The sequence below is a fragment of the Nonomuraea sp. KM88 genome (genome assembly GCF_052245635.1).
In the GTDB taxonomy this organism is placed as follows: Bacteria; Actinomycetota; Actinomycetes; order Streptosporangiales; family Streptosporangiaceae; genus Nonomuraea.
Genome location: NZ_JBQQCC010000012.1, coordinates 228276 through 240331 on the forward strand (window position 1 = coordinate 228276; position 12056 = coordinate 240331).

Below are 12056 nucleotides of genomic sequence, written 5' to 3' on the forward strand. Positions count from 1 at the left end.
GAGCTTGCCGGCGAGTTCGGCCGGGGTCAGCTCGGCCGTCAGGAGAGGTCGATGCGGCTCAGCTCGCGGCGGGAGCGGATGCCGAGCTTGCGGAAGGCGCGGTAGAGATGGTGCTCGACCGTGCGCGGGCTGAGGAACAGCTGTGCGGCGATCTCCCTGCTGGTGGCGCCGTCGGCTGCCAGACGGACGACCTGGAGCTCTTGCGAGGTGAGCCGCTCCACGGGGTCGGCGGCCGTGGGCTCTGCCCGCGTCAGGGTCTCCCCGGTCGCGTGCAGTTCGGCCCGCGCCCGTTCGGCCCACGGCGTGGCGTGCAGCCGCTCGAAGACGGTCAGCGCCGAGCGCAGCGGCGTCCGGGCGTCGCTGCGCCGCTTGGCCCGTCTCAGCCACTCGCCGTAGAGCAGCCGGGTGCGTGCCTGTTCGAACGGCCGGCCCGCTTCCTCGTGTGCCTCGAGCGCGCGCAGGTAGTGGGCCTCGTCGTCGGTGACCATGGCCCGGCAGCGGGCGCTCACCGCCTGTGCCCACCGCTGTCCTCCGGCGAGCGCCCATGCTTCGAGGCGGCGCAGGGGCTCGGCCGCCCGTTCGGGCTCGCCGAGCCGGACGGCCGCCTCCACCTGGTCGGCGCCGGCACTGACCAGGCCGGAGGCGTGCCGTAGCGGGCCGCGGGCGGCCGCCTCCAGCCGGTCGAGCGCCGCGGCATAGCGGCCCAGTCCGAGGTCGAGCAGGCTCAGTGCGGTGGTGCCCGCCATGCCGCCGGTGTTGGGCTCGTCCCCGGCCAGCTGGAGGCAGCGCTCCTCGTCGCCGTCGATGGCGGCGACCCGCGCCAGCACGGAGTTGAGCCTCGGCACGCGGTGCTCCAGCCCGATGTCACGGACCAGCTGGACGGCTTCGGCGACGGACGCCTCGGCCTCGCGGTGCCGGCCCTCCTGCACCTGCACGCCGGCGAGGTCCTGGAGCACCTGCGGCAGCGCGCCGACGAGGCCGTGCCGGCGGCAGCGGGCCACCTCGGCCTGTGCCAGCTCCGCGGCGGCCGCGTCCGCGCCGATGATCATCGCGCAGAACGCGCCCCAGGCCATCGTCAGGACCTCGTCATCGGGCCGCCACCGGTGCGCGCCCGAAGGGAGGTCCTGCGCCGCTCGCCACGCGTCCGGCGCCGCCTGGCGGGCGCCGGCCACGAACTCCGCGAGCAGCGGCAACCCTTGCGCGTAGTCCTCTCGCACGAGAGCCGCCATCCCGGACACCATCGGGTCGTGCCGCCCCAGCGCGCACAGCCGCTCGGCCGCGGCGAGGATGGCCTGCCGGTCGCCGCAGAACCACCCGTAACCGGCGCCGGCGCGCAACATCAGCGCGGCCTGCTCCGGGCCGGCGTCCGACGAACGTTCGACCAGCACCCGGGCCGCCAGCCGCCGTTCGCCCAGCTCGAACTCCACCGCCGCCCGTACCGGTGCCAGCACCGCCGGTGACGTCGGGCCGGCGACCAGCCACTCGGCCTGCCCGACCAGGTCCGCGGCCTGGTGGGCGTGTCCCGCTGACAGCGCCAGCCAAGCCGCCTCGCCCAGCCGCGCCGCCCGCGTCCGCGGCTCCGGGGTGAGCTGCGCGGCCTGCTCGTACAGGCCGGCCGCGGCGGCGTACGCGGTGCGGCCGCGGGCGCGCTCCGCCGCGCGAGTGATCTCTTCGGCGACCTTCTCGTCCGGGCACGTCGTGGCGGCGGCGAGATGCCGGGCCCGGCAGTCGTCGTCGGTGGTCGCGCGCGCCAACGCCTCGTGCACGAGGATCCGCTGCGCCAGCGGCGCCCCCTGGTATGCGGCGGTGCTGATCAGGGGATGCCGGAACGTCGCGACCGCGGCGGTGACGTCGACCAGCCCGGCCTGCTCGGCCTCCGCCAGGTCGTCCAGACCGACGCCCAACATCTCGGCCGCGCCCAGCAGGGTGGGCAGGTGCCCGCGCGCCTCGGCGGCGGCCGTCAGCATCATCAGGCGGGTCTTTTCCGGGAGCACGGCGATCCGTGACCGGTACGCCGCCAGCACCCGGTCAGGGACGGGCATCGGCCCGGCCGCCGAATGGTAGGGCCGCTGCGCCACGGAGAACTCCATCAACGCCAGCGGGTTGCCCGCCGACTCGTCGATCACCTGCTCCCGGACGGCCGGTGTGAGCCCACGGTCCGCCAGCAACAATGCCGCGTCCGCCGGCGACAGGCGCGAGAGTCGCGTCTCGGGCAGCCCTGTCGCGGTGAAGCCCTCCTCCCGCGCGGCGAACAGGATCGCCACCCCGTCGGCGCCGAGGCGGCGGGCGGCGAAGCGCAGCGCGTCTGCGCTCGCCTGGTCGAGCCACTGCGCGTCGTCCACCAGGCAGAGCAGCGGGCTCTCCTCGGCCACTTCCGCGAGGAGGGTCAGCACGGCCAGCCCGGACAGGAACCGGTCCGGTGCCCCCTGCCGTCCGTCGTCCAGCGCGAGAACCGCGCGCAGCGCGTCGGCCTGAGGGCCGGGCAACGCGCCGATCCGGTCCTGCATGGGCCACAGGAACTGCACCAGGCCGCCGAAGGCCAGGTCGGCCTCGGCCTCGATGCCGGTGACCCGCAACGTCCGCAGGCCCGCTCGCCGCGCGTAGCCGGCGGCCCAGTCGAGGAGCGCGGATTTGCCGATCCCGGGCTCTCCGCGCAGCACGTGGCCACCGCTGCGTCCGGCGCGCGCGGCATCGACGAGGGCCTGGATGGAGGCCTGCTCGACTGCCCTGCCGTACAGCACCAACGCCCCCGATCCTTACGTACGTACGCCGACCACCCGTACGTAATCACGGTAACCTTACCGATTCGGCCCGTAAGCGCTCGTTCCTACCGTCGAGGCATGAACGAACTGCTGCAACCTGTGACCGTAGGCCGGCTGGACCTGTCCAACCGCCTTCTCATGGCCCCGATGACCCGCAGCCGCGCCTTCCGCGACGGCCTGGTGGACAAGCTGACCGCGGAATACTACGGCCAGCGCGCCGGCGCCGGGCTGATCATCACCGAGGGCACGCAGCCCTGCGTGCTCGGACAGGGGTACATCGACACGCCGGGCCTGCACACGCCGGAGCAGGCCGAGGCCTGGCGGCGGGTCACCGACGAGGTGCACCGGCGTGGTGGGCGGATCTTCGTGCAGCTCATGCACGCGGGGCGGATCGGGCACCCCTACCTGTACCCGGGAGGCGAGCTGCCGCTGGCGCCGTCGCCGATCCCCTCCGGTGAGCGGCTCCACACTCCCGACGGGCCGCTCGACCTGCCCACCCCGCGAGAGATGACCATGGAGGACATCGCCCGCGCCATCGAGGAGTTCGTGGCCTCGGCCAGGTACGCGATGGCCGCCGGGTTCGACGGTGTCGAGCTGCATGGGGCGAGCGGATACCTCATCCACCAGTTCCTGTCGGACAACACCAACTGGCGTACCGACGCCTACGGCGGAGCGGCGGAGGGGCGCATCAGGTTCGCCGAGGAGGTCGTACGCGCGGTGAGCGACGCCATCGGCCCGGCCCGCACCGGGATCCGCGTCTCGCCCGGCATCACCTACAACGGCATGGACGAGAGCGACCCCGACGTGCTCTACACCGAGCTGGCCCGCGCTCTGGCTCCCTACGGCCTGGCCTACCTGCACGTCTCGGAGAACGACACGCGCGACATCACCAAGCTGCTGCGCGCCGAGTGGCCGGGGACGCTCGTGCTCAACCCCCATCCCGGAGACGGGGACGGAGCCGCGACCGTCGAGGACGGCACGGAGGCGCTGCGCTCCGGGCTCGCCGACGCGATCTCGTTCGGCAGGCTCTGGCTGGCCAACCCCGACCTGCACGTACGTGTCGCCGCCGGCGGACCGTACAACGAGGCCGACCCCGCCACCTTCTACGGCGGCGACCACCGCGGCTACACGGACTACCCGACGCTCACCCCGGCGGTCGCACCATGAGCGCGCACCCGGCGACCGGCGGCCTCCGCCCCACCGCCTCGCAGCCGGCCCGCGGGATTCCCGGGGCGTGGCTGGCGACGATGGCCGGCCCGTTGTCCTTCGGCATCGCCGGGCCCAGCCTGATCCTGGCCGACACGGCGTACGACCTGGGTGTCACGATCGGCGCGGTGACCTGGATCGTCACCGCGTTCGGCTGGGCGATCGCGGTGGGGACCCCGCTGATGGCCGGCCTGCAGCGCCGCCGGGGCGCTCGTACGGCGCTGCTCGCGGGCGCCGCGCTCGTGCTGCTGGGCGCGGCGCTGGTGGTGGTCGCCCCGGCGCTGCCGTTCCTCGTGGCCGGTAGCGCGCTGCAGGGCCTGGGGACCGCCGGCCTCACCACCATCGCGATGAGCATCGCCGGCTCACCGCGCACGATGGGGCTGGTCACGGCGTCGCTGGCGACGGTGGGGGCGGCCTCCCCGCTCGCCGGTGACGTGGTCGCGGGCACGCTGGGCTGGAGGGCTACGCTGGCGCTGCCCGCGCTCAGCGTGCTCGCCGTGCCGTTCGTGTTGCGCCGGCGGCCGCTCACGCCGCTGTCCGGCACGACGTTCGACCTGGCCGGGGCCGCGCTGCTGACCGCGCTGGTCACGGCGCTGGTGTTCGTGCCGCACACGTGGTTGCCCGCGGGCGGCGCGGCGGTGGCCGCCGGGGTGCTGCTCGCGCTGCGCCTGCGCGCCCGGCCGGACGGGTTCGTGCCGGTCGAGGTCGTGCGCGCTCCGACGTTCCTGGTCGCGTCCGGGCTGGCGTTCCTGCTGGCGGTCGTCAACTTCGGGATGATGTACGCGCTGCCGCCGCTGCTCGTCGAGAACGCGGGCTGGAGCAGCGGGCAGGTGGGGTTGGCCATCACCTGGCCGCTGCTGTTCGGCGGCCTCGCGTCCTACCTGGTGATCATGCTCACCGCCCGCCGCGGGCTGCTGGTTCCTGTCGTGCTGTACGCCGTGCTGAGCGCGACGGGCGTGGTGCTGGCCGCCGTGAGCGGCGCCTGGGCTCTGCTCCTCGCCGCCCAGGCGCTGGCGTCACTCGCGGCGGCCTCCGGGCAGGGGGCGTTCGCGACCCGTGCCGCTCTGGCCGTGCCCGACAGGGAGCAGTCCGCGGCCATGGGCCTGTTCAACCTGCTCTACCTGCTCGGCGCCGCCTTCGGCCCGGCCATCGCCACGCTGCTGGTCGGCTGACTCCCCGAACGGGAGGGCACGCGCGGTCGCGGATCAGCCGCAGTTGCCCCAGTAGCTGCGCCCGCCGCGCGCCACCTTGCTGCCGACGCGAATCTCGCCCGAATACATCACACACTTGCCCGCAGCCGGTCGGATGACCGCGGCGTCGGAGTCGGACCAGCCGGACACGGACTTGCCGCCCGCTCCCTTGACGTAAAGGGTGGCCTTGACGAGCTTGTTCCTGTTGGTGCTATTGATGAGGGCCAGACAGTTTTTGCCGGTCGATTTGCTGTACATCAGGTAGAGGCGGCCGTATACGGTGCTGCCGGACTTGATGGTGCGCGTGCCGTCGCTCACTCGGACGTAGCCCGGCCCGCACACCCGCTCCGGGGTGGTGCCGGCCGCGGCTTGCGACGGGGTGGCGACGGTCATGCCGCCGATGGTGCAGAGCCCTGCGAGCAGCAGCGTCGTCGCAGTTCTGGGCATCCGTGTACTCCTTACATGGTCAACGATGTGTCGCCCGTGACACTTGCGGCGAAGTGCCGGTGCCTTCGGCCGACCGTGCTGCGACTGCCGTCGGCAACCGGCACGCCGATGGCGCTGAAGGGCGAGATCAACACTGTCGTAAGGCTGCCGGGGCACTCAAGGCCGGGTATCCCACCGATTCGGCCACGCCCGCTTGGCGCTGGTTCCCCGGCTCCCCGCGGGTGTGGCGCCGGCGGTGTCGTTCAGAGGGCGAAGGCTCGCTGGACGGTGCCCGAGTCGAGGCGGACGAGAAGCGCGTCAGGGAAGCGGAGGTCCGCCCAGAAGCCGCCGGGTCCCTCCAGGCCGAGCCGCGCCGTCATCCAGACGGTCATCGCCATGCCGTGCGTCGCCACCACGAGCGGGCGCCCGCCGGCACGCGCGAGGTGCTCGGCGAGCCCGGCGTCGAAGCGCCCGGCGACCTCGGCCCGCGGCTCCCAGTCCACGTGATCCGAGCCTTCGACGTACGCGCGGCGCAACTCGCGATAGTCGCCTTGCCACGGCTCCACGCGGGTGACCTCGTTGAAGCGCCGATCACGCGTGACGGCGTCGTCGCCGCCCAGGGTCTGCCACGCCTTCGGCTCGTCACTGGAGACGAGGCAGGCGTCTTCGGGCAGGCGGGCGACCAGCCGGCGGGCCGCTTGCCGTCCTTCGGTGCTGAGCGTCCATTCGTGTGAGGGGAGGGCCGGGCCGTACGCGGGCATGGCATGGCGCACCAGGAGCAACATATGGCGAAATTTACGGTTAGTTCGGGTAGCGGTGCACGGTCTCCGGACGGATGACGATGCGGATGAGGTCGCCGGCCAGCATCGTGGCGAGATCGTCGGCCCGGGTCTGGTCGTCGAGGTCCCAGTAGCGGGCGGCAAGGCGGGAGCACAGGTCGTGCGCCCCGTCGGCCTCCACCGTGGCGTGACCGGCGACGGACACCCAGCGCTCGCGCTCGCCCACCGGGGCCGCGACGACGATCGAGGCGCGGGGGTCGCGGCGCAGGCGGCGTACCTTCAGGGAATCCGGCTCGGTGAAGAGCTGGATCGTCCCCTCCGCGGTGGCCTCGAACCACACGGGCCGGGGTTGAGGCGGCTGCGTTCCTCCGGCCACGGAAAGGAACCCGTGCAGGGGGCGTCTGAGAAACTCGAGATCTTTGGCGGTCAGCCGGCTGGCGGCGGTGCTCATGGCGGCCCTTTCCCCGGGTTCACCCCTCTGCCCGCGCTCCATCAGGTCGAACCTCGCGGCGGGCGTCGCCACGCCTCCTGGCACACCCGCGGCTGGATCGTCTCCGACTGCCAACCTTCTGGCACGCCCACAGCGTCTGGAGGTTACTGACATGAGGAGAGACGTTGGATCGCAATGCCAGTTTCCAGGCATTCGCCGATGCGCATCAGCACCGGTTGATGCGCCTGGCATATCTGCTGACCGGCGATGCCCACCTCGCCGAGGATCTTTTACAGAGCGTGCTGGTCCGGATGTATGGCAGGTGGCCGAGATTACGCCACGTCGACAGGCCGGAGGCGTATGCCCGCAGGACCATGGTGAACCAGCACATCTCGTGGCGGCGTCGTCGCGCGACGGGGGAGGTGTCCATCGCGAACCCGCCCGAGCGAGCCCACGACCCGGAGGACTCCACCGTGCTGCGGGTCGTCCTGCGCCAGGCGCTCATGCGGCTGACACCCAAGCAGCGCGTGGTGCTCGTCCTGCGCTTCTACGAGGACCGCACAGAGCGTGACGTGGCCGGCCTGCTGGGCTGCTCGGTCGGCACCGTGAAGAGCCAGACCTACCACGCCCTGGCCCGCCTGCGCGCCCTGGCGCCCGAGCTGGCGCCGCAACTCCCCACCCTGGACGAGGCTCACATCAAGGAGGTCCGCCGATGACGTGGCTAGGCGACCAGCTCAGCCGCATCGCGGACGACATGCCCCAGCGGGATCTGGCGGGTCGGGCGATCGAGGCATACCACCGCAGGCGGCGCAACGTCATCGCCATGGCGGCGGCCGCCGTGGTCGTGGTCGTCGTGCTGGGCGGCACGGTCGCGATCAAACTCAGGCCGGAGGCCGCCCGCCCGGCGGCGCCGCCCGAGCGGGCCGTCATCGACGTCGGCGTGGCGGACACCGTTGAGGCGGCGCCCCTCCACGTGGCCATGGACAAGGGGTATTTCGCCGCGGAAGGGTTGCGGGTGCGGCCTGTCCCTTCCCATGCCATCGCCGCCGTGTCCGCGACGGAGACCGGCGAGTTCGATCTCGCCCAGACCGACTATGTCGGGTCGTTCCTGGCCCGGCAGCACGACAAGAAGGTCCGCATCGTCGGCGGCCTGTACCGTGCCCGTCCCGGGAGCATGGCACTCGTGGTCAAGGCCGGATCCCGGATCCGGAGCGTGGCCGACCTCAAGGGCAGGAAGGTCGCGGTCCCGCACCTTCGGGGACTCTCGTCGCTTTCCGTCGCGGCCTTGCTGAAGCGGAGCGGGCTGACGACCGAGGACGTCATCCTGGTCGAGAGCCCCTACCACAATGGCGTCAAGGGTCTGGACGCCGGCATCGCGGCGACCCTCCTGGCCGAGCCTTACCTCACCACGAGCGTGCGGGAGAAGGCCGTGCGGGTGCTGCGACCGGCGCTGACCGGGGAGTTCGAAGGGCTGCCCACCGCCGGTTGGATGGCCGGCGACGACTGGATCCAGGACAATCCGCGTACCCTCGCGGCCTTCCAGCGTGCGCTCGCCAGGGCGCACCGCCTGATCGCGGCCGACCCCGCGCAGGCCGTGCAGGCGCTTGCCTCCTCCACGAAGTTCAGCGCACGCGACCTCGACGGCCTCGCACTCGGGTCATATTCCGCCGAGCTCGACGTGAAAGGGCTGCAGCGGCTGGCCGATCTGGCGCGGAAGTACTCGGTGCTGGAGAAGGGGCTCGACGTGCGAGACGTCATCAGGTAGGCGACCCTCTCCATGGCGGTCAGTCCACGCGCGCCCAGAAGTCGTACGGGTCCCGCCCGGGGCGGAACCCGTGAGCCCGCGCCATGTCCGCCGCGTCCCGGAACCCGCGGGCGACGGCGGCGGGGTCGTGGGCGTCGCTGCCGAACGTGACCGCTTCCCCGCCCTCTTCGTGCCACCACCTGACGATGGCCGGGTGCAGCGGTATGCGGGTGTTGATCTCGAGTGCCCTGCCCGACCGGGCGGTCATCCGCAGCGCGTGCCGGAACTCCTCTTCGAACTTCGGCAGCTCGAAGGGCCCGGCCTCCCGCGACGGCCAGTAACGCAGGGGGTAGTCGATGTGGGCCAGCACGGAGAACGCGTCGCTCCGCGTGACGAGGTCGACGATCCCGGCCAGATAGTGCCGGACGACGTCGGCGGCGGGCCGGTGCGCGTACTGGCCTGGTGGTTCGGCGAAGCCGTCGCCGTCCGGGAGGCAGTGCAGGGAGCCGAGCACCCGGTCGAACCGTCCGGCTCCGAGCACCTTCGTGGCGGCGGCGGCGTGCCAGTGGGGTTCGCCCAGTTCCAGACCGCTCAGGATGCGAAGGGCCGGGAAGCGTTCCCGGCACCGCTCGATCGCCTCCAGGTATCCGGGTGCGTCGAACGCCGGAGGAGCCAGCAGCCCCTGCGGCGTGGCCACGGTCGCGAGGTGGTCGTCCGGGGCGAGGGCGTCGAGAGCGACCGTCCAGACCGTGTGGTCGACGTGCTCGGTGAAGGCGATCGCCGGCAGCCCGAGCTCCACCGCCCGTGCGCAGGAGCGCTCCATCGACCCTGACGGGGCGTCCCACGACCATTCGCTGTGCACGTGGCTGTCCGCGGGCGACATCATGAACCCACCGCTCCTTGATCCCTCACGTCCGGTGCGCACGGATTCAGCCGGGCGTTGATCTGGAGCCGTCCCGTTGGTCCGGCTCGGCCGTGGCCTCCTCGGTGATCGCCTTCAGCGCTCGCCGCAGCTGCGCGTAGGCGGGCTCGCCGATCGTGCCGGCGTGCCGGCGCTCGATGTCGGCGATGATCTCATCCGCGTGGCGTTGCTGGTCGAGGCCGCGTTCGGTCGGCACGACGAGTTTCGCGCGGCGGTCGGCCGGATCCGGCCTGCGCTCCACGTAGCCGAGCGCCTCGAGCTCGTCGACCAGCCGGCCGACGATCTGCTTGTGCCGGCCCGAGAGCCGCGCCAGCTCCGTCGCGCGCACGCCGCCCGCGTCGAGGTAGGCCAGGATCGCCCCGTGGCGCGGGCTCACCTCGCTGTGCCCCCTCTCGGCGAGCCGCGCGAAGACCTCCCGTTGCAACGAGAACAGCAACCGCGCGGCGAGGATCCCCAGGTCGGGATCCTGCGTGATCATCCGGCTGCGTTCGCCTTCGGGAGCGTGCGTCACGCCCCGTATAGTACCACTCTGTGCTAGTCGCATCTTGTGATAGTCACATTTCGGGACTATTGTCCATTCGAGACCCTGACCCGCTCGGGCAGGGAACCCTTCACGAAAGGACGGACGATGAGCCGCACAGTCCTCATCACCGGGGCGACCGGCAGCGTGTCGAGCGCCCTGCTCGATGCCCTCGACGGCTCCGCCCTCGCCCTCCGGGCGCTGGTCAGGGACCGGGCCAGGGCCGGCGCGCTGGAACGACGGGGCGTCGAGGTCGTCGCCGGGGATCTGGGCGACCCGAGCACCCTTCCGCCCGCCTTCAAGGGGGTGAACGACCTGTGGCTGCTGACCGCGATGGACCCCCGAGCGCCTGAGCACAGCATGAACGCGCTCTGGGCCGCCCGCCAGGCAGGCGTGGAGCGAGTCGTGCGCCTGTCGGCGATCGGCGCCGCCTACGACGCCCCGACGCGCAACGGACGCCTGCACGCCCTCTCCGACCATGAGCTGCAGGCGTCCGGCCTGTTCTGGACGATCCTGCGCCCGCACGCCTTCATGCAGAACCTGCTCTGGCAGGCCGGCCGCATCGCCCACGACGGGATCTTCTCGCTCAACATGGGGCAGGGCCGGCTCGGCATGATCGACATGCGCGACGTCGCCGACGTCGCGGCCCACATTCTGCGCGCGGAGCCGGAGCACCACCACGGCAGGATCTACACACCGTCCGGGCCTGAGACGCTGACCTACACCGAGGCGGCCGAACAGCTCGGGCAGGTGCTCGGCAGGACGATCCAGTACGTCGCCGCCGGTGCGGAAGACGCCCGCACGGGCATGGTCGCCGGCGGCATCCCCGACTGGCTCGCCGGGATGCTCGTCGAGTACGGGCAGGCGCTGGGCTCCGGCTTCGGCGACTACACGACGACCGATGTCGAGGACGTCGTCGGCCGCCCGCCCCGCCGCTTCGCCGACTTCGCCCGCGACCACGCGGCGGCGTTCACCGCGTAGCGCGCCCAGGTGATCGCGGTGGCGCGCGGGGCGGTCCGCTTCACGTGAGCTCCGCCAGCACGGCCGCCACGGCGTCGTACGAGTCCCCGACCCCGCCGGGGTCGCCGAGACGGTGGCGCTCCAGCCGGACGGCCCCGAGGTGGCGAATCTCATAGATCAGCGACCGCACCACCGCCGAGGGGCTTTCGTCCCGCTCCCCGTACGCCTCCCAGAACGCCACCCGCTCATCCTGTCTGGACGCGGCCATCCGGATCGGCCAGTCGGCGGCCGGGTCACCCCACAGCGTGCGGTCCAGGTCGAACACTCCTGAGATGACCGGCTCGGGAGCACCTTCGGCGATCATGATGTTGATGGTCCACAGATCGCCGCTGAGCAGGCGCGGCTCGGTGATCTCGTCCAGCACGGCGTGGTGCTCGGCGGCCAGCGCCGCGGCCTTGCGCAGGTCGGCGGCGTCCAGCCCCAGCCCGTCCAGGTCGGCCGCGATGTCCCGCAACGATCCGGTCACCGCCTGGCTCCACGTGTCGTACGCCGGCCCCGCCACGGGGCCGAATCGCGTGCCTCGCACCTCGTGCACCGTCCTGGCGATCTCCCCGATCTGACGGAAGAAGCCCGTCCGCGCCCGGCGCGGATACGTGCGCAGCCCCTCGGCGGCAGGAACGCCGTCGAGCAGGGTCTGCACCAGGTAGTCCCTGCCGACGAGCTCGTGCGACCAGTCGGCCGCGACGACGCGTGGCATCAACGGGGCGATCCTGGCGAGGTGCGGCACGGTGGCGTACTCGTTGCGCATGAGCTCCCGCTCGGAGACGAACTGGCGCTCCGGCCCGGGCGCGAAGCGCACGATCACCGGACGGCTCCGGCCTTCGACGGTGACGCGATAGGTGGTGTTGTACATCCCCAGGCCCATCTCGACCGCGGATGACACGGCGGCGCCCGGGCCGAAGATCCGGCGGCAGACCGCCTGGATCTGGTCGGCGGTCACCGGCTCCTGGAACGCCCCCGCGGGCCGTTCGATCGGCTGGAAGTCCACCCCGCCATCTTGTACGAAGGCCCGCCGAGCGTGTGCGGCGCCGATGCCCGCGCGGGGTGCCCGCCGCGG

The 12056-nt window shown here is 72.4% G+C and carries 12 protein-coding genes; 5 read left to right on the top strand and 7 right to left on the bottom strand.

Annotation, left to right across the window (positions count from 1 at the left end):
* Window positions 1-38 precede the first annotated feature (38 nt).
* Complete coding sequence (locus ACTWPV_RS32145; RefSeq protein WP_443154722.1) at window positions 39-2741, bottom strand: ATP-binding protein; 2703 nt, start codon at window positions 2739-2741, stop codon at window positions 39-41.
* Window positions 2742-2840: 99 nt separating this feature from the next.
* On the opposite strand from ACTWPV_RS32145, the gene ACTWPV_RS32150 reads away from it, so the two are divergent.
* Complete coding sequence (locus tag ACTWPV_RS32150) at window positions 2841-3929, top strand: alkene reductase (RefSeq protein WP_443154655.1); 1089 nt, start codon at window positions 2841-2843, stop codon at window positions 3927-3929.
* A complete protein-coding gene (locus tag ACTWPV_RS32155; RefSeq protein ID WP_443154656.1) occupies window positions 3926-5140 on the top strand; it encodes an MFS transporter in 1215 nt (404 codons plus the stop codon). The genes ACTWPV_RS32150 and ACTWPV_RS32155 overlap by 4 nt, the downstream gene beginning before the upstream one ends.
* Window positions 5141-5173: 33 nt before the next feature.
* On the opposite strand, the gene ACTWPV_RS32160 is transcribed toward ACTWPV_RS32155, so the two are convergent.
* The 3 genes from ACTWPV_RS32160 to ACTWPV_RS32170 form a co-directional block, all read right to left on the bottom strand.
* Complete coding sequence (locus tag ACTWPV_RS32160) at window positions 5174-5605, bottom strand: hypothetical protein (protein WP_443154657.1); 432 nt, start codon at window positions 5603-5605, stop codon at window positions 5174-5176.
* A 242-nt stretch (window positions 5606-5847) separates the two neighbouring features.
* Window positions 5848-6369, bottom strand: coding sequence for a histidine phosphatase family protein (locus tag ACTWPV_RS32165; RefSeq protein WP_443154658.1), 522 nt, complete (start codon window positions 6367-6369; stop codon window positions 5848-5850).
* Between the two features lie 16 nt (window positions 6370-6385).
* Window positions 6386-6814: a pyridoxamine 5'-phosphate oxidase family protein gene (locus ACTWPV_RS32170; protein WP_443154659.1), complete on the bottom strand. Its 429-nt coding sequence runs from the start codon at window positions 6812-6814 to the stop codon at window positions 6386-6388.
* Between the two features lie 164 nt (window positions 6815-6978).
* Between ACTWPV_RS32170 and ACTWPV_RS32175 the strand changes: the two genes are divergently transcribed.
* Both ACTWPV_RS32175 and ACTWPV_RS32180 read left to right on the top strand, forming a co-directional pair.
* The gene (locus tag ACTWPV_RS32175) at window positions 6979-7509 is read left to right on the top strand and encodes a SigE family RNA polymerase sigma factor (protein ID WP_443154660.1); all 531 of its coding nucleotides are present in this window, start codon (window positions 6979-6981) and stop codon (window positions 7507-7509) included.
* Window positions 7506-8558: an ABC transporter substrate-binding protein gene (locus tag ACTWPV_RS32180; RefSeq protein WP_443154661.1), complete on the top strand. Its 1053-nt coding sequence runs from the start codon at window positions 7506-7508 to the stop codon at window positions 8556-8558. Before ACTWPV_RS32175 ends, ACTWPV_RS32180 begins: the two co-directional genes overlap by 4 nt.
* A gap of 19 nt (window positions 8559-8577) precedes the next feature.
* Here ACTWPV_RS32180 and ACTWPV_RS32185 read toward each other — a convergent pair whose 3' ends face one another.
* Entirely contained in the window at window positions 8578-9423 is an 846-nt protein-coding gene (locus ACTWPV_RS32185) for a PHP domain-containing protein (protein ID WP_443154662.1), read from the bottom strand.
* Between the two features lie 43 nt (window positions 9424-9466).
* A complete protein-coding gene (locus ACTWPV_RS32190) occupies window positions 9467-9970 on the bottom strand; it encodes a MarR family winged helix-turn-helix transcriptional regulator (RefSeq protein WP_443154663.1) in 504 nt (167 codons plus the stop codon).
* Between the two features lie 117 nt (window positions 9971-10087).
* Between ACTWPV_RS32190 and ACTWPV_RS32195 the strand changes: the two genes are divergently transcribed.
* The gene (locus ACTWPV_RS32195; protein ID WP_347650682.1) at window positions 10088-10960 is read left to right on the top strand and encodes an SDR family oxidoreductase; all 873 of its coding nucleotides are present in this window, start codon (window positions 10088-10090) and stop codon (window positions 10958-10960) included.
* Between the two features lie 40 nt (window positions 10961-11000).
* On the opposite strand, the gene ACTWPV_RS32200 is transcribed toward ACTWPV_RS32195, so the two are convergent.
* On the bottom strand, window positions 11001-11987 hold the full coding sequence (locus ACTWPV_RS32200; RefSeq protein WP_443154664.1) for a phosphotransferase family protein: 987 nt from the start codon (window positions 11985-11987) through the stop codon (window positions 11001-11003).
* Window positions 11988-12056: the final 69 nt, after the last annotated feature.